The 18,683-nt window shown below is 39.4% G+C and carries 15 protein-coding genes and 1 riboswitch; of the genes, 12 read left to right on the forward strand and 3 right to left on the reverse strand.

What is annotated here, in order from left to right; translation table 11 throughout:
• Positions 1 to 643 precede the first annotated feature (643 nt).
• From HMPREF0240_RS06095 to HMPREF0240_RS06140, 9 genes are all read left to right on the forward strand, one after another.
• Complete coding sequence (locus HMPREF0240_RS06095) at positions 644 to 1,942, forward strand: extracellular solute-binding protein (protein ID WP_009002568.1); 1,299 nt, start codon at positions 644 to 646, stop codon at positions 1,940 to 1,942.
• Positions 1,943 to 1,957: 15 nt separating this feature from the next.
• Positions 1,958 to 2,830 (forward strand): sugar ABC transporter permease, encoded by an 873-nt coding sequence (locus HMPREF0240_RS06100; RefSeq protein ID WP_009002569.1) that lies wholly within the window; start codon positions 1,958 to 1,960, stop codon positions 2,828 to 2,830.
• An 8-nt stretch (positions 2,831 to 2,838) separates the two neighbouring features.
• The gene (locus tag HMPREF0240_RS06105; protein WP_035312447.1) at positions 2,839 to 3,669 is read left to right on the forward strand and encodes a carbohydrate ABC transporter permease; all 831 of its coding nucleotides are present in this window, start codon (positions 2,839 to 2,841) and stop codon (positions 3,667 to 3,669) included.
• Between the two features lie 26 nt (positions 3,670 to 3,695).
• Positions 3,696 to 4,454 (forward strand): response regulator, encoded by a 759-nt coding sequence (locus HMPREF0240_RS06110; protein ID WP_009002571.1) that lies wholly within the window; start codon positions 3,696 to 3,698, stop codon positions 4,452 to 4,454.
• A gap of 6 nt (positions 4,455 to 4,460) precedes the next feature.
• The gene (locus HMPREF0240_RS06115) at positions 4,461 to 6,236 is read left to right on the forward strand and encodes a sensor histidine kinase (RefSeq protein WP_009002572.1); all 1,776 of its coding nucleotides are present in this window, start codon (positions 4,461 to 4,463) and stop codon (positions 6,234 to 6,236) included.
• Between the two features lie 17 nt (positions 6,237 to 6,253).
• Positions 6,254 to 7,282 (forward strand): uroporphyrinogen decarboxylase family protein, encoded by a 1,029-nt coding sequence (locus tag HMPREF0240_RS06120; protein ID WP_009002573.1) that lies wholly within the window; start codon positions 6,254 to 6,256, stop codon positions 7,280 to 7,282.
• 16 nt (positions 7,283 to 7,298) lie between these two features.
• A complete protein-coding gene (locus HMPREF0240_RS06125) occupies positions 7,299 to 9,788 on the forward strand; it encodes a glycoside hydrolase family 2 TIM barrel-domain containing protein (protein ID WP_009002574.1) in 2,490 nt (829 codons plus the stop codon).
• A 608-nt stretch (positions 9,789 to 10,396) separates the two neighbouring features.
• Positions 10,397 to 13,033, forward strand: coding sequence for a calcium-translocating P-type ATPase, PMCA-type (locus HMPREF0240_RS06135; protein WP_009002575.1), 2,637 nt, complete (start codon positions 10,397 to 10,399; stop codon positions 13,031 to 13,033).
• Between the two features lie 113 nt (positions 13,034 to 13,146).
• Positions 13,147 to 13,218, forward strand: a riboswitch (Fluoride riboswitch).
• Between the two features lie 205 nt (positions 13,219 to 13,423).
• The gene (locus HMPREF0240_RS06140) at positions 13,424 to 14,725 is read left to right on the forward strand and encodes a chloride channel protein (RefSeq protein ID WP_009002576.1); all 1,302 of its coding nucleotides are present in this window, start codon (positions 13,424 to 13,426) and stop codon (positions 14,723 to 14,725) included.
• A gap of 4 nt (positions 14,726 to 14,729) precedes the next feature.
• Here the strand turns inward: HMPREF0240_RS06140 and HMPREF0240_RS06145 are convergent, their stop codons facing one another.
• Both HMPREF0240_RS06145 and dapA read right to left on the reverse strand, forming a co-directional pair.
• Positions 14,730 to 14,993 carry a hypothetical protein gene (locus HMPREF0240_RS06145; protein ID WP_009002577.1) on the reverse strand — a complete coding sequence of 88 codons (264 nt, stop codon included), beginning with the start codon at positions 14,991 to 14,993 and terminating at the stop codon, positions 14,730 to 14,732.
• Between the two features lie 27 nt (positions 14,994 to 15,020).
• Entirely contained in the window at positions 15,021 to 15,983 is a 963-nt protein-coding gene (gene dapA, locus HMPREF0240_RS06150; RefSeq protein ID WP_009002578.1) for a 4-hydroxy-tetrahydrodipicolinate synthase, read from the reverse strand.
• A gap of 226 nt (positions 15,984 to 16,209) precedes the next feature.
• Here dapA and HMPREF0240_RS06155 point away from each other — a divergent pair, with 226 nt between their 5' ends.
• Both HMPREF0240_RS06155 and HMPREF0240_RS06160 read left to right on the forward strand, forming a co-directional pair.
• Positions 16,210 to 16,404 (forward strand): 4Fe-4S dicluster domain-containing protein, encoded by a 195-nt coding sequence (locus HMPREF0240_RS06155; RefSeq protein ID WP_035312588.1) that lies wholly within the window; start codon positions 16,210 to 16,212, stop codon positions 16,402 to 16,404.
• On the forward strand, positions 16,401 to 17,018 hold the full coding sequence (locus HMPREF0240_RS06160; protein ID WP_009002580.1) for a hypothetical protein: 618 nt from the start codon (positions 16,401 to 16,403) through the stop codon (positions 17,016 to 17,018). The genes HMPREF0240_RS06155 and HMPREF0240_RS06160 overlap by 4 nt, the downstream gene beginning before the upstream one ends.
• Before the next feature lie 311 nt (positions 17,019 to 17,329).
• Here HMPREF0240_RS06160 and HMPREF0240_RS06170 read toward each other — a convergent pair whose 3' ends face one another.
• Complete coding sequence (locus tag HMPREF0240_RS06170) at positions 17,330 to 17,632, reverse strand: hypothetical protein (RefSeq protein ID WP_009002581.1); 303 nt, start codon at positions 17,630 to 17,632, stop codon at positions 17,330 to 17,332.
• 217 nt (positions 17,633 to 17,849) lie between these two features.
• On the opposite strand from HMPREF0240_RS06170, the gene HMPREF0240_RS06175 reads away from it, so the two are divergent.
• Positions 17,850 to 18,677 carry an NERD domain-containing protein gene (locus HMPREF0240_RS06175; RefSeq protein ID WP_009002582.1) on the forward strand — a complete coding sequence of 276 codons (828 nt, stop codon included), beginning with the start codon at positions 17,850 to 17,852 and terminating at the stop codon, positions 18,675 to 18,677.
• The last annotated feature ends 6 nt before the right edge of the window (positions 18,678 to 18,683 follow it).

The raw sequence follows: 18,683 nt of genomic DNA on the forward strand, positions 1-18,683 counted from the left end.
TGCTTCCTTGCGTATTTTGCGAAGCCAGTAGTAGTAGCTCTTTTCGCTGATGTCATGATCCATCATCCACTGTTTGGCAGTCTGTCCTTCCGGTCGCTGTTGACATTGCTCAATAATTGATTTCCAATTAGCAAGCCTTACTTCATGAGTGGTTTTATCCATAGTATTTACCTCCACTTGAAAAAACTAGTTAGTTTTTTGCATTTTTTCAAGTGTGCCATAAAACTCATCAGAAAGAAAGGCGGATGGTTTGACGTTTACAGTATTCCTAATCCCTCATCCAGTTTATAAATTAAGGAAATCTCCAACAGTGCCTGATAGGCTGGTTGACCGTTTGGTTCTTTCCTCGTCTGTCATTGCCTTTACCTAATCTTAAAAAGGCTCTTCTTGCATTCATTTTGTCAACAGTATATTTCTTCGCACTGAGCCCCTCTTTTTGTTAATTCCCTTTTCCAGAAGCCACTGCCCTCAAGTCTGCTCTTTCGGTATAATAAAACACATAAAAATGCACAAAAGAAACTTAATAAATAATAAAAAAACCAAAATATTAGACAATTAGAATAAAAAACAGCATATACAAAAACACCGAAAAAATATAGAATTTATATAAATTAGTAATTCATTTATGTAAAGGAGAGAGCGTATGAGAAAAAGATTTGGAGCAGCATTAGCAGCAGTGTTAGTTGTAAGTACTATAATAGGTGGATGCGGTTCAAGTGGCGGATCAAAAGAGGAAGTGAAAAAAGATGGGGGCAAGGAACAGATGGTCTTTATGGCAACAGGAACATCGAATGAACAGGCAGCCATTGATGCAGTTGAGGCAACTATTAAAGAATTTAATGAATCAAATGAGTTTAATGTAGAGATTGTACCAGAGTGGTACGAAACGGAACAGTATAAGACAAAGCTGGCAACATTAATGACGCAGGATCAGGCTCCTGATGTATTCTTTACTTATGAAGCATCATATATAAAGAATTTTGTAGATGCGGGAAAAATTCTTCCAATTACAGAAGAGTTAGATGCGGATCCGGAATGGAAAAATAAATTTTATGATGGTATTTTTACACCGCTTACTTTTGACGGAGAAATTTACGGAATGCCAATTACACAAGATAGTTGTATGATTTACTATAATAAAGCAACCTTTGAAAAATATAATTTAACACCACCGGAAACATGGGATGATTTTATTAAAATTGTCAAAACGTTAAAGGATGCCGGGGAGTTACCAATGTCTATGGGTTCACAGGATGCATGGGTTATGGGTAATTTGATGTTACAGTTGATTGGCGGAGTAGGTGGTCATGAAGTATATGACGATTTAATAGCCGGAAAAATTGACTGGACAGATCCAAGATTTGCTGAAGCGGGTGAATTGGTTAAAGTTTTAAATGATTTGGGTACATTCCAGGATGGGTATTTAGGAATATCTTATGATGAAGGAAGAGATACATTTACAAATGGAACAGCAGCGATGACACAACAGGGAACGTGGGAAACTGCTAATATCTCTGGTATTATGGGGGACAATGTTGGAGTATTTCTGATGCCAGGGTATAACAAAGAATATACGGATACTCAAATTTCAGTTTTAGGGAAAAGCTATGCGATCGGAAACCATTGTAAAAATAAAGAGGCAGCTGTAGCATTTTTAAAAGCACTATCTTCTGAAACGAGTATGAAGAGATATGTGGAAACTGTAGGTGCAATTCCAACCATGCCGGTAGATGCTGATGAAAGTAAATTAAGTCAAGCAGCACTTGATATCATGGAATTATTAGGAAATGTAAAATATACAATGTGTGCAATAGACAGGGTTTTAGGACCTAATGTAGGCGGAGAATTCAATAATGTTTCAGTAGCCATTGCCGGTGGAGCAGATCCGAAGGAAAAATTTGACTGGTTAGCAGATTATCAGAAACAGGAAGCAGAGCAATAGAATTGAGGTGGAATTTTGAATAGGTTACTATCAAGAAAAAGGTATATATTATTGTTTGTAGCCCCGGCATTTATTTTGTATTTCGTGTTTGCACTGGTTCCTCTGGTATATAATGTATATTTGAGCTTTTTTAAAACAAACTTAATGGGTAATCAGTCTTTTATAGGACTTGCCAATTATACAAATCTAATGAATGACCCATTTTTTATTCAGGCAGTAAAAAATAATATTATATTTGTTATTACATCTTATATAGCACATATGGGAATCGCACTTGTGATTTCCTATGTGCTCTACCAAAAGGTGAAAGGGGCAAACTTTTTTCAAAGTGTTTTCTTCATGCCATCGGTTATTTGTGGTACAGCTATTGGTATGCTGTGGTCGTTTATCTATCATCCTAACTTTGGATTGATAAATAGTGTATTAAGGTTATTAGGCCTGGAAAATGCTACAAGGGTTTGGCTGTCAGATGAAAAAACAGTATTGCCATGTTTGTTTGTTATCAGTATGTGGCAGTTTATTGGTTATCATATTGTTATTCAATTAGCTGGAATGAAAAACGTGGACAGTTCCTTGTTTGAAGCAGCATCAATCGACGGGGCAAGTAAATTTCAGCAGTTTACGAAAATCATGTTTCCATTAATAAAACCGATATTAGCAATAGATTCCGTATTAATTGTTACTGGGTCATTGAAATTATATGATTTGGTTGCAGTTACAACCTCCGGAGGTCCAAATCACGCCAGTGAGGTTATGAGTACTTATATTTTTTCACAGTCATTTCGTGCATATAAATATGGATATTCCAGTGCAATGGCTGTAGTGCTGCTTGTTTTATGTATAGCATTTACTATGTTAATCCGTTTTTGCTTTAGAGAAAAGAAGTGAGGTGCAGCATGAGAAAAACAAGTAAAACAAAAAAGATAGCAGTTTACACGTTGCTGATATTGTTTACAATTGCATGCATATTCCCATTATTATGGTTGATTTTAAGTTCATTTAAAACGCAGGAGGAATTATTTGTTAATGTGTGGGGATTACCAAAGGTCTTTACATTACAAAATTATATTGACGCAGTCACGATTGGGAATGTTGGCATATATTTTAAGAATTCTGTGATTAATGGATTCCTGACGGTTATTATTACATTAACATTAGGTGTTATGGCATCTTATGGAATTACGAGATTGAAATGGAAATTGTCTGGAAAAGTATTGGGATTGTTTGTTTTAGGAATGATGATACCTACTTATGGTTCCATTATTCCATTGTACAGCATGTTTATAAAGATGCATATTTTGAATCATAGAATTTCAGTTATCATACCATTAGTAGTATTTGGTCTTCCTATGGCAATTTTTATTCTTACAGGTTTTTTCTCATCCCTGCCAGATGAGTTAGAAGAAGCGGCAGTCATTGACGGGTGTTCGGTGATCGGATCTTTTTGGCGAATTATTTTACCGTTGGTTAAACCTGGGACTGTAACAGTAGCGGTTATCACCTTTATTAATGCCTGGAATGATTTATTGTTTTCACAAATCTTTTTAACGGATAAATCAATGATGCCTTTACCGATCGGACTCCTGGAGTATAATGGAATGTATAGTACAAACTATGTTGGAATGATTGCAGCAGTTGTAATTACAGTGATACCGGTTATAATTGTATATAGCTTGTTACATAAAAAGATTATTGATGGAATGATTGCCGGAGCAGTGAAAGGTTAAACAATTTAGAAAGATGGAGTGAATATATGAAGTTGCTGATTGTAGATGATGAAAAAATAATTCGGGAAGGATTACTGAAAATAGATTGGCAGTCAGTAGGCATTACAGAAGTAAAAGCTACAGATAATGGAATGGAAGCCCTGAGGATTATAAATGAATATAATCCTCAAGTTGTTTTAGCAGATATTCAGATGTCAGGACTGACAGGAATTGAGCTTGCAAAAGAATTAATACATAAATCTTGTAAAGTTATTTTGTTATCTGGCTATGGAACGTTTTCTTATGCACAGGCAGCAGTGCGCTATGGTGTGTTTGATTATATTTTAAAACCATCCAGTCCGGAAGAAATTCTGAATGTAGTTTCCCGGTGTCTGGAAGATGTAATTGAAGAGCCGGAAGAACTATCTATTTCTTATGACATTAGTAATAATGAAATGACTAAGATTATAAAATATCTGGGAACGAATTATATGGCTGATGTGTCATTACAAAGCTTAAGTGAGTATATACATTTATCACCATCGTATCTTTCTAAACTGATAAAAAAAGAAACAGGTTATAATTTTACCAGAATACTATCTTCTATTCGGATGATGAAAGCAGCTGAATTGTTGAAAAAAACTGAATTAAAAATATATATTATCTGCCAAAGAGTAGGGATTAATGATCAAAGGTATTTTAGTCAGCAGTTTTTCAAAATATATGGGAAAACACCAATGGAGTACAGAAAAGAAAATCAAAAAACAGAAAAAAAAGGTATGATTAATATCATAAAGGGGATTTAGTGGTGTATGCGTGAAAAGGCAAATCAAATTTGGGGAAATTTTTCGATTAAAAGAAAATTGCTTATTAGCATGTTGGGCATCACTTTCTTTTGCTGTATGATTATAGGTTGTATTTCTTATGCTATAAGCTATGAATTGGTTTCGGATTATTCAGATAAATTTGTATGCAATACTATGAGTCAAGTTGCAAACGAACTTAATGGAAAAGCAAAATATATGAATGATATTGTTTATGATATTTCTCTTTCTGGAGATCTGCAGGCAAATATAAAAAAATTAAAGCAAAAGAATGTTAGTGATTATGAACGTTTAGAAAAAATAAGAAGCATTAGAGAATTTTTAATGGTTCAATTATGTAAAAGTCCGGAAATAAATGGTGTATATATTTATCCATATCAAGAGGATTGTGTTTATGCATCACAATTAAATGCTGCCAAACCATTAAATCTGTCTAAATATTCGCAAAAAAAAGGATATAGCTTTTGGACATATAATGATGAGGAACTCATAGTTGGCAAGGCTATCTATGATATTTCCAATATGAATTATTTGGGGAATATTATAGTTACTATAAATAAATCTTATTTTTCTGATGCGTTTAGTAAACTAAGTTTTACTCAAGATGATAATTACCTGATAGTAGATGAGCGAAATAAACTCGTATATTGTGAAAAGAATGTTGATGAAGATTTGTTTTGTAAAATTGAGTCTGGAAATAAAGAAAATGTATCTACATTTGCATACGGCGGAAAGACTTATCAGAGTTGTACATTTGATATTCAGTTGTTATCCTGGACGGTATCTAATGTAATACAAGATAGTTTTAAACAAAATGCGTTGTTCCGATTGAAAATGATTACGGGGTTAGTATTTGCAGGGATTTTTATTTTCGTTATAAGTACAATATCAATTATTTCCAAGCAGATTTCTTATCCGTTAGTGCGGTTAAGCGAATCTATGGAAAATTTGACAAAAGGAAAGTTTAAGACGAATTTAAGCGTAGGGGTTAAATATAAAGATGAAATAGGCATCCTTAGAGACTCATATAATCGAATGGTTGTGGAGATGGAAGGGCTTTTGAGGGAATGTGAGACAGAAAAAATTCTGAAGCAGGAGGCTAAAATTCATGAACTGCAGATGCAGATGAATCCTCATTTTTTATATAATACACTTGATACTATTAATTGGCTGGCTAATGATATTGGTGCGAAAGAGATCAGTGAAGTTACAAGAGCTATGGGAATTTTATTTCGATTTTCACTTGGGAAGGAAATGTGGATTTCTTTGGAAGAAGAATTGGATGCGATTGAGCAGTATATGATTATACAGAAGTACCGTTATGGCGAAAATTTGTCCGTTAACGTGGAAATTGCCGAAGAACAGTTATACGAAGAGATTCCGAGACACCTGATTTTGCCTCTGGTAGAAAATAGTATTGAACATGGATTCTGTGAAACCAGAAAAAAACTTACTATCGCAGTAAAGATTCAACAAAAAGAGGATGAAATGATTATTCGTGTTGAAGATGATGGGGCTGGTATGACTGAAGGAGAATTGAAAAGCTTATATCAGTGGATGAATAAATCTCAGTCAGCAGATATAAGAAAACAAGAACATATGGGCATTGCACTGAAAAATATAAATGCAAGATTAAAATTATATTATGGTGAAGAAAGTGGTGTAAGTATTTTTAGTCAGAAATATCAAGGAAGTGTAATTGTTCTTTCTATTAAAAACAAACAAAGAGAACTAAAGGTTTTAGAAAGAAATTTATTTGATTAAGAAAAGGAGATGAAGATATGACGAGAAGAGAAGCAGTTATTCAGACCTTATTACATAAAGAAGTATTTCCGATTCCATTTCATATGGATTTTACTGAACAGGCACTGGTTCAGTTAATTGAATATACAGAAGATGCAAATATTGAAGAAAGAATAGGGACATCTTTATACTACAAACAATATTGGGGATGGCCAACAGAAATTCCAGAGAAACCAGGATATTTTCGAGATGATTTTGGCGTAGTATGGAATCGGAATGGAGCAGATAAGGATATAGGCCTTCCAGAGGAAAATGTGATTGAAGATTTAGAAGATTATGATTATGAATTTCCACAGGCAGATGAAGCAAGATTGCGTGCAGAATTCGAAGAAATGACCAAAGATAAGGAAAAGGATGACCGTTTTATCATGTATGGTTTTGGCTTTTCTATGTTTGAAAGAGCCTGGTCGTTAATGGGAATGGAAAATATTTTATGTAGTATGATCGCCTGCCCGGAAGAAACAGAAGAGTTTTTTGGAAAAATAGGGGATTACTTTGGTCATTTGGTTGATATTGCTTTGGAATACGATTTTGATGGAATTTATTTTGGAGATGACTGGGGACAGCAAAAAGGATTAATTATGGGTCTTGAACATTGGAGACATTATATTAAACCTCAAATGGCAAAGTTATATAAAAAAGTAAAAGATAAAGGATTATTTGTATTGCAGCATTCTTGTGGTGATTGTCACGAATTATTTCCGGATTTGATTGAAATGGGATTAGACTGCTATCAGACTTTCCAGCCAGAAGTGTATGATGTTGTCGAAATGAAGCGTTTATATGGTGATAAATTATCATTCTGGGGTGGAATTTCTACCCAGCAATGTCTGCCTTATAAAACAGCAGAAGAAGTGAAAGAGGAAACAGTTAAAATGTATCATGCACTGCATGAAAATGGAGGATATATTATTGCACCAACACATGCTTTGGCATTTGATGTTCCACCTGAAAATATTATGGCAATGGTTGAGGTATTCCATAACCAAGAGAAATATTTTAAATAACAGGAGGTATGAATAGATGATTAGAGGAATCGATTTTAATGAAAACTGGAAGTATCATTTTGGAGATATTGCGCGCGGCCATTTGCAGGAAGCAGATGAGACGGCATTTCGCTGTATTACATTACCCCATGATTTTAGCGTGGAGGGCTCATTTGATCCTGAAAATGGAGAAGCATGTACTGGTTATCTGATGGGCGGAGAAGGATGGTATCGAAAGCATTTTCAGACTACAGAAGAAATGGCAGACGGAAAAACCTTCTTAAATTTTGATGGAATTTATGAACGGGCACATGTATATGTAAATGGGGAGCTGGTTGATTTTCATCCCTATGGATATTCTCCTAAAATTATGGATATCAGTGGCTATTTGTTAGAAGCAGGAAAAGATAATCTGGTGGCAGTTCATGTAGATCATACCAGATATGCCAATAGCAGATGGTATACAGGTTCTGGAATTTATAGAAAAGTAACCATGTATGTCATGTCTAAAGTATATATTCCAGTATGGGGAACGCAGATTGACTCCAAAATAGAAGCGGATGGATCAGCAGCAGTAGACATTCATACACAGGTAATTAATGAAACAGGAAAACAGCAGAGAGTATATTTAAATGTAGATTGTTATGACAAAGAAAATAAAAAAGTCGCTAATGCTGTCACAGCAGTTTCTTTGGAATGCGATGAAGAAAAAACGGTATCTTTGAAATTTACCATTGAAAATCCTTATTTATGGGAAATTCTAAAGGGAGGATGCTATCAGGCAGAAGTATCTCTTAAAAGGGAAGGCGTCATACTGCAAAAAGAAACAGAAAGCTTTGGTGTTCGTTATTTTCGCTTTGATACAGAAAAAGGATTTTTCTTTAATGGTGTGAATACATTGATTAAAGGTGTATGCTTACACCATGATGCAGGGGCAGTTGGAGCCGCCGTGCCTTTAGATGTTTGGAGAAGACGGCTGGAAAATTTAATCTCCTGTGGCTGTAATGCAATTCGTACTGCGCATAATCCGGCATCTGAAGATTTCCTGAATTTGTGTGATGAGTTGGGGTTAATTGTTCAGGAAGAATTTTTTGATGAATGGGATAATGCAAAGGATAAAAGACACAATGGATTATTAGATAATCAGGGAATGGATTATATTACTGAGGCTTATACCTCCTATTTCAGGGATTATGCAAAGCAGGATTTACAAAATACGGTAAAAAGAGATTATAATCATCCATGTATCTTTCAATGGAGTATTGGGAATGAAATTGATTTATCTTATGCGAGATATAATGATGCTACAGGATATAATGATGCGGCAGCCAGCCTGGAAGACGGAATCGGATATCTTGGATACTGGTACGAAATGCCGCCAAATAGTCATGAAGAGATTGTCAAAAATATAAAAGAAATCCCCAGACATAAATATGATATAGGATCAACTGCCAACAAGTTATCTAAGTGGGTAAAAGAATTAGACACTTCCCGGGTGGTTACTTCTAACTGCGTATTCCCGGAGGTGGGATACGAAACAGGTCTGACAGATGCGTTAGATGTAGTGGGATTTAGTTACCGCGGGAATATTTATGATTATTGTAAAGAGTATTACCCGGAAAAACCAATGCTTGGTACAGAGAATGTGGGGCGGTACAGAGAGTGGAAAACAGTGATGGAACATGAGTTTATTGCAGGTGTGTTCTTATGGACTGGAATTGATCATATGGGAGAAGCCTGGGTACAAAAGTCTTATCCAAGAAAGGGATCTAATTTGGGCTTATTAGACTTTGCAGGAAACGAAAAACCCTCTTATTACATGTTTAAGTCCCTTTGGACAGATGAAACAGTGATTCGGATGGAAACCCAGACTTTGGAGAAATCATTGTATACATACGATGAACAAATGAATCTGATAGAAAAGGAAAAAGATGCCTGGAAACATACAGAGTGGCATTGGCAGGATGTAAATCCTTACTGGAATTACAAAGAAGGTGAAGATGTAGTAATCGAAATGTATTCTAACTGTGATTCAATCACATTATATTTAAATGACAAAGAAATTTCTACACAGAAACTGGCATCTTTTGAAGACCATATTTATAAGTGGTGTATTCCATTTGAAAAGGGGGTATTAAGGGCAGCAGGTGTTCGTAATGGGGAATCTTTTGAAGAGATACTGGCAACAGAAGATGCACCGGATCATATGACCATCGTTTCGGATAAGAAAGAGATCATGGTTCACCCGGATTCGGTTGCACATGTCAGTGTACATGTTTGGGATCATAATGATAATCCAGTTAGAAATGTAGAAAGTAAGATTACATTTACAGTTTCAGAGGGAGCAAAGATCCTGGGTATTGATAATGGAAACCCGGACAATGTAGAAGATTATCAGAATAATCAAATACACACCTGGCATGGAACATGTATGCTTTATGTACAAGCTTTGCAGACTGGTACTGTAGAAGTAAAAGCTGGCTGTGAAGATATGGAAGATGTGATGGTTACAATTGAAGTGAGATAAAATAAGCAATGGAACTATGGAAATCAGGAGGGATGCCGGAAACAACGGTCCTGCATAATATAGATTCTGCAGGGGATGAATGTCATATATGGCAGTAAAAAGATACAGACGGCTCAGCAAAACAACCATCGAATTACGTTGGAATTGCAGACACATAAGAAATACCAGCTTTTAGTAGAAGCAGAAGTGGAGGATGGAACATGTGAAAAGGTATCTTTCATCAGTGGAATTTGTAAGCAGGAAGGGCATTTACTTAAAGAAATAAAATGGATACCCGATTTTATTTGCGAGTGGGAAAAAAGATTGATAAAATAAGAGCATATAAAAGCCTGAAAATACAACCGGAAAAACAATCCAGGAAAATGATTGACAGTTAAAGAAATAAATGGTAAACTTTATCAACAATCAGAAATATCCGTGAGGGAGTAGTTAGCATAGTGAATATGTGGCAAGTCAACATACTGACCATGAAGGTCTGGCTTGTCTTAAATAACGAGACTCATGTATAGCGTAATAGTTATACATGGTCTCTTTTTTTGCCCAGGTATAGCTTTATCCGCTATACCTGGGTCTTTTTGATTGCAATAAGATAATCAAGGAGGAAACATATGGACGCATTCATGGAACGCCCGGAGCAGACATTGGCACGTCTCGGGTCGGATAGTGAAAAGGGGCTGTCTGACAGTCAGGTACTGGAGAACAGAAAAAGATGTGGGGAAAATTCATTTTCTAAGGAGGCCCCCATTCCGCTGTGGAAAAGAATCTGGGAGGCAGCGACGGAACCTATGCTGATCATGCTGCTGATTGCCGCATTTATTACGTCAGGCGTGAATATCGCCAGATATGCAACAGGCGGTGAAGCCGATTTTCTGGAGTGTGCGGGTATTTTTGCCGCGATTTCGCTCTCGGTTGTTATTACCGTAGTAATGGAAGGCAGAAGCGCAAAGGCATTTGAAACATTAAGTAAAATTGGAGAAGATACTCCGGTAAAGGTAATCCGGAATGGGGAAGTCTGTCTTATTCCGCAGAGGGATGTGGTTGTGGGAGACATCCTTTGTGTGGAGACAGGAGACAAACTTCCCGCGGACGGTCGTATTTTAGAGTGTTATGAACTTATGGCGGATGAATCGGCGCTGACGGGGGAAAGTATGCCGGTACATAAAAATGCAGAGGCCGTTCTTGAGAATCCGGGGACCCCGGTTGCGGAACGTGTAAATCTTTTATATTCAGGCTGTTTTATTACGGGTGGCAATGGAAAAATTGTGGTTACCGGCGTGGGCGACAATACGGAGTTTGGCAAAATTGCCAGGGAACTGGCAGCAGCCGATAACAGCAGCACACCCCTCCAGGAGAAGATGGCGTCGCTGGGGAAAAAGATCACCATTCTGGGATCAGCTGCCGCGGCCGTGGTATTTATGATCCAGCTGGTGATTTTCCTCAGGAACGGGACCGCTTCCCTGGATACAGTGTCCGAGGCTTTTATCACCAGTATAGTTCTGATTGTAGCTGCAGTACCGGAAGGGCTTCCTACTATTGTCGCAGTTTCACTTGCAGTGAATATTATTAAGATGTCAAAGCAGAACGCTCTGGTAAAAAAGATGATTGCCTGCGAAACCGTGGGGTGTATTAATGTAGTCTGTTCAGATAAGACGGGGACACTGACAGAGAACCGGATGACGGTGACGGATATATACAGCCATAAGCGCATGCTGAAACCGAATGAATTAAAGAATGTCCATTTGATAGAAAATTTTTGTATTAATAGTACTGCAGATATCCAGTTTGAGGGGCAGCAGATGAAATTTATCGGAAATCCCACGGAATGTGCGCTTTTGGCAGCAGTCCGCCAGAATGGAAGTGATTATACTGCTGTAAGGGAGACGATGGAAGTCCTGCATGTCTATCCGTTCAGTTCGGAATTGAAGTATATGACTACCGTGATAGACGGGGGAGATGGGATCGAAGTGTTTGCAAAAGGAAGTCCTGAGAAAATTATGGACATGTGCAGCATGGCGGAAGCGGAACGGGAAAAGGCTGTCCGGCAGATTACGGAGTTTCAGGAAAAAGCACGCAGAGTCATTGGATTTGCCCATAGAACAATGAAGCCAATAGACGATTATGAAAAGGATCGGCAGGTACTTGAAAAGGAGATGGTGTTCGACGGGTTTGCGGCAATTGCGGACCCAATCCGCGGCGATGTGTATGAGGCTGTAAAACGGTGCAGCCATGCGGGCATTGAGCTGAAAATACTAACCGGCGATAATATAGTAACGGCCACGGTAATAGCAGAGGAACTTGGGATTTTGGATGAAGATCACATCGCAGTGGAATCACAGGAAGTGGAAACGCTTTCCGAAGAAGAATTCCTAGAGAAAATAAAACACGTCCGTGTAATAGCCAGAAGCACACCGGTTATAAAAATGAGGGTAGTTAAGGCGTTAAAGTCACAGGGCAGCGTTGTGGCAGTTACGGGAGACGGAATCAATGACGCTCCGGCGCTGAAGCATGCGGATGTGGGAATTGCCATGGGAATCACAGGTACGGAAGTGTCCAAAGAGGCCAGTGATATTGTACTGTTGGACGACAGCTTTTCAACGATTGTAAAGGCTGTCCAGTGGGGGCGGGGAATCTATGAGAATTTTCAAAGATTTATACAGTTTCAGCTAACGGTCAACCTGTCTTCGGTAATTGTAGTTCTGGCATCTATTTTGGCAGGGTTTACGGCCCCATTTAGCGCGCTGCAGCTGCTTTGGATTAATATTATTATGGATGGACCGCCGGCACTTACGCTGGGGTTGGAGCCGATACGCGGAGATTTGATGGAACAGAAACCGACTCCGAGAAACACTGGAATCGTATCTAAATCAATGCTTTCCCGTATCGTTGTAAACGGAGTTTATATTTCCTGTGTATTTATGGCACAGCACTGGGGAAATTTCCTCGGAGGGAACCAGGAAGAGATGCCGACGATTCTGTTTACACTGTTTGTCGTGTTCCAGCTTTTTAATGCCCTGAACAGCCGGGAACTGGCCAATGCAAGTATTTTTAAGAATATAGGCAATAACAGACTGATGCTTGCTGTATTTGCAGGAACGTTTGCATTGCAGGTAGTAATTACACAGTTTGGCGGTATGTTCTTCGGGACAGTACCGCTTGGTTTTGTAATGTGGCTGAAAATATTAGGGACTGGTTTTACTGTAGTTGTGATTTCAGAGATTATGAAGTTGATAAAAGGAGCTGTTTAGACAGGGAATGAACTGGTGGCTCGTTCAGACCGTGCCGTGCACTCCGCTGCACTAAGGTTCCTGCATAAAAGTGCATTGACAAGCTAAAATACACATGGTATGATTTTACAGTAAGATTTTAAGGGAATGAGGTTCTCCCGTGGAGTATTCCAAAAGCGCATTTTGCTGATGACTTCTGTGTAAAAGCAGGGTTATCAGCTTTTTTTGTCTAAAGCTGTATCTGCAGATCGCAGTCCGTTTTTTAATTGACCAGAGGATGAGAAGAGGATTGGGCTGCCTGCCGTTTGTTTTAGACACGCTAGAATTGGCAGGAGTCTGCTATAGACAGAGGGAACGGCGATGGGATTGAGAAGAATCTTTTTTCGAAAATGAGAGAGAGGAAGAAAGAATATGAATGACAGAATAAAGAGGACATTCCGGACTTATGAAGAACTGGTGGTTTTGGGGCTTCTGGGAATTCCGATCGGGTTCGTGGTCGGCGGAATCGATGCGGTATTCGGGAGAGTTCTGCTGGCAATTACGGATTTCAGGAACGGGCATCCGATGCAGCTGATTCCATTTCTGGCTTTGGCAGGTGCTGTTATTGCATTTTGTTATCTTAAGTTCGGAGGGAAGAGCAGTAAGGGTATGAATCTGATTTTTGAAGTCGGGCATGGAGAAGAGGAAGTGATTCCTTTGAAACTGATCCCCTTTATCATATCCGGAACATGGATCACACACCTGTTTGGCGGCAGTGCCGGACGGGAGGGGGTAGCAGTACAGATTGGCGCCACTTTTTCCCATTGGGTGGGCAGGAAAATCCCATTGAAAAACAGCGCCCATATTTTTCTTGTGACAGGTATGGCCGCCGGATTTGCCGGACTTTTTCGGACACCAATTGCAGCTGTATTATTTGCAATGGAGGTTCTGGTAGCCGGGGCATTGGAATACCAGGCGCTGCTGCCCGCTGTTACGGCTGCATTTACAGCCAGTGCAGCTTCGCAGCTTTTTGGGCTTGAAAAGTTTTCATTTTCATTGACAGCAAATCTGAGTCTGGATGTTCCGAATATGGGAAGGCTGGTCTTAGTGGGAATTTTATTTGGAATTGTAGGCGGCGCTTTTGCCTGGTCTTTGAAATACATGAAAGGAATTCTTTCCAGGCTTTGGAAACAGCCGGTTCTCCGGATTTTTTTCACAGGTCTTATTTTGAGTGTTTTGCTGCTCCTTTTATATAAAGGCAGATATGCGGGGCTTGGAACGAATCTCATCCATGCAAGTTTTTTCGGTCAAAAAATCTGGGGATATGACTGGATATTGAAATTCATCCTTACGATACTGACGCTGGCAGCAGGTTTTCAGGGCGGAGAGGTCACACCTCTGTTCGCCATCGGAGCCAGCCTGGGAGTAGCGGTTGGTCCGGCTTTTGGCCTGCCTGTGGAGCTTGCGGCGGCGTTTGGCTATGCAGCAGTTTTTGGAAGTGCTACGAATACGTTCCTGGCTCCGGTACTGATTGGCGCGGAGGTGTTCGGGTTTGCTTACCTTCCACATTTTTTTCTGGTATGTGTATTTTCATATTTGTTTAATTTGAACAAATCCATTTATTCCCTGCAGAAAATAAGGCATGGACGCTTGGGAGAAGCGCAGCGGGAGCAGCAGAAAGAATATACGGATGTTGTGCAAGGCAAAACAAAACCGGCAGAACAGCTCGAATAGCGCTTTATGCAGCTGTGTGATTCTTAAGGTTACAGGTTTTCCCATGCAGAGAACAGTAAATCATCCAGTATGTTGGTTCTGATTCACCGTTAATCTCTAACAGATCAATATTATAATCATATCCGTCAATTGTAATTGTACTGCAGTTGAGATCCGGATGGGCTCTGTATATTAAGCAGTGTTCACGGCAGAAATGTGCAATTAAATCAAGGATTGCTTTATTATTTTCCGGCTTCTGTCTGCTGAATAAAATGTATGCAGTTTTCATAAGATACCTCCACTTACATGAAATTGATTATTGATTGTGTTTTAAAATGGAACCCGAATTTCCGGGAGTATGTATTGTAACAGAACTCATACGTTTCTTACAGTTAAGCAGATTGTATTTCTGCATTGTGGAATATAGTTTTTCGGCCATTGTTGCGTCCATGTCGCAGAGGGGAAGCCTGCAGGGGCCGGCCTGATAACCTAATGCGCGCATGGCCTGCTTAATGGGAATGGGGTTGACATCTAAAAACAATGCTTCAATCAGCTCCAGATATTTGAGCTGCAGGCTGTCGCTCTCGCTGCTGTTTCCATTAAAGTATGAGGCGCAGATGGCATGCACTTCGGCAGGCACGATGTTGGAAAGGACGGAAATCACGCCTTTTGCGCCCAGGGCCAGAGCTGAAGTTATCTGATCATCGTTTCCGGAATAAATAGCAAGGTCGTCCTTGCAGAGCGCAGCGATTTTGGCGATTTGGGAAAAATTGCCGCTTGCTTCTTTGACTGCTACGATATTCTCTATTTCACTGAGCCGCTTGAAGGTTGCCGGATAAATATTTACGCCGGTGCGGGACGGTACGTTATACAAAATGATCGGCAGATCCACTGCCTCAGCACATGCCGAAAAATGTAAAAATAACCCCTGCTGGGAAGCCTTGTTATAATAGGGCGTAACATGGAGCAGAGCGTCTGCACCTGCTTTCTCGCATTCTTTCGACAGATAGACGGCATGGGCGGTGTTGTTGCTGCCGGCTCCCGCGATCACCGGAATCCGTCCCTTTACATGCCTGACTGCATGTTGTACGAGTGTGATATGTTCGTCATCAGTCAGTGTGGAACCTTCCCCGGTTGTTCCTGCAACGATGACGGCATCTGCATTTTCACCGATCTGCATATCTAACAGGTCGTCAAAGGCAGGAAAATTGATTGAAAAATCGTTATTCATAGGGGTAATGACTGCAGTACCCGCTCCTTTAAAAATTAATTTTTTCATTATGCTGTCTCCTTATCTGGATTGTTGTTTGAGTTACTATTATCATATAAATTTCCCTGTAAAAAAGGGATAATAGTTTTAGCAAATGTTATTAAAACCGTATAAGTATTCTAAACCTTTACTGATTAACCTGTTGCTATGTGATTAAGTCACAGTTAAAATCTTCGGAATTATGTATGCTGGGAACAAATGAAGTCGGAGGTTATTGATTGTGGCTGATAAGAAAATGCGTAGAAAGGCTTTTATTGAACGTACAGAATGTGTGGCATGCGGATGCTGTGTGAAGGTATGCCCGAAAGATGCAATTCAAATTGAGAAAGGAATTTTTGCCGATGTTGATCTGGCAAAATGTGTTGGCTGCGGTAAATGTGCCCGCGAATGTCCCGCATCCGTGATCGGAATCCGGGAGGTGCTCGTATGAAAAAACACTGGTATGATTATCTATGGATATTTTCAGCGGTTTATCTGCTGCTCGGTTTTTTCAACATCCTTTTTGCATGGATCGGTCTGCTTTGTTTTTTTATCCCATTGATTATTTCAATTGCCGGGGGCGGCAAGGGGTATTGCAACCGCTACTGCGGAAGAGGGCAGCTGTTTTCATTGCTGGGCGGACGGTTTGGCCTGTCCCGCAAAAAAGATCCGCCGAAATTTTTGCGCAGCAAGTGGTTCCGCTACGGGTTTCTGCTCTTTTTCTTTACCATGTTTTTCCAGATGCTGTGGAACACCTGGATGGTATTTGATGAGGTGCATGGACTGAGGCAGATAGTGACCGTCCTGTGGACGTTTAAACTGCCATGGCACTGGGCGTATCACGGAACGGCAGTTGCCCCGTGGGCAGCACAGTTTGCCTTTGGATTTTACAGTGTTATGCTGACGTCCACGATACTTGGCATGATTACGATGGTGCTGTTTAAGCCCCGATCCTGGTGTGTATACTGCCCGATGGGTACGATGACACAGCTTATCTGCAAAGCTAGATCAGGCCGGGATGTGAGCGTGTCACAGACTCAGGGACAGAATATTGGGAGGATCTGAGTAAGAGGCAAACAGGGATTGGTCTTATCGAATAAATACTTAAATCAGGGCGTGCTTCTGGAATAAAAAGGAGTGAAATTTAAATTGCCTGCTGTAGCCGTATATGATTCTGAAAAATCATACTTCGGCTGCATTTTTTTGTGCTATACTGAGAAAAGAAGTGTACAGAGGGGGACAGACTGCGTGAGGTGTATTTTCTGCAAAGAGCCGTCGGGATTTTTTAAGGCATACCATGATGATTGCTATAATAAAGTTCAGGCAGTGCTTGGAAAGATGGAACAAATTGTGAATGAGTATACGCGGAGAATACATCAATAGAAATTCATTGTTATGGTCTTATATGGTTCGAATCCCTGATTCAGACAAAAGTGGGAACTATAAATATTCAGTATGATGGAATTAGGTGTGCCGTTGATTTTGGTATGTTCCCGCACAATTCTTTCTGCCACGCTTTTAACAGTCCAGAATTTGTAAACTACAACATTGAGTTTCACTTCTCTTGACTGATCGGTTGATACACTCAAGTCATTTACTATTTCATAGTCCGGAAGTAAGTTAACCATCGTTAGAATTAAGACCAGAGCTATTAAAATAAGAGATAATTTCTTTTTCATGGATGATTCCTCCTATAAAAATCATAGGACGGAAAAAGCCACAAAGCTACTGGTAAAATATGGTAATTAAATAGCGGTATGAATGTGGAAAAAATTATATGTGACGGTGTATAATGTAGATAAATTACAGAAGTCTGAAATAGCTGCTGTGTATGGAAGGACATATATTACAGACTGGGAATATAGCCGGAAAATATAAACGGTAGAAGAGGGCGCTATGGCAAAAGGATTAATAGATTTATTATTGGATAATATATTTGACGCCGAGTGGATAGGACGCCGCGGGGAAAAATTAACAGAGGGGGAACTTAATCTGGTCAGATTGTTTGGGCGGAGCGGCAGGGTGCTGCGCAACATTTATGTGCCAAAGGATAATGGAGAAACGTCTGAGATAGATGTTTTATTTATTACACAGAAAGGTGTTTTTGTAATCGAAAGCAAAAATTATTCCGGTTGGATTTTCGGTGATGAAAAGGCGGCGTACTGGACGGCAATGCTGCCTAATAAAGCAAAGAATCGTTTTTATAATCCGATTAAGCAGAATAAATCACATATCAAATGGCTGGAAAAATATCTGGATGATGATATACCGTTGTTTTCAATCGTTACTTTTTCTGAGCGCTGTGAATTGAAAAAGATTAACGTTGAAAGTCCAGATATTTCAGTTATAAAAAGAGATAAGTTGTATGCGGCTGTACGACTCACCTGGGGCAATGCCGAGGACAAACTTGATAAGCCTAAGATATCTGAAATATATGATAAACTCGAAGTGTTAACTCATGTAGATCAGGCTGTAAAGGCAGCACATATAGATAAAATAAAAACCAAATATATGAAAGCGGAAATTCAGACAAATACCAAACAGATTGAGCCTGCAGAACCAACGGGTGAAACTTTGATTTGCCCTCACTGTGGAGGAAAACTGATACTGCGTGTTGCAAAGAAGGGAGCTAATGCAGGCAATAGCTTTTATGGCTGCGCAAATTTTCCAACTTGCAGATATGTACGCAATATAGATGGAGAATTCGAAAAGAATAAGGAATGACTGGAG

Origin of the sequence: Clostridium sp. D5 (assembly GCF_000190355.1) — a bacterium.
GTDB lineage: Bacteria > Bacillota > Clostridia > Lachnospirales > Lachnospiraceae > Faecalicatena > Faecalicatena fissicatena_A.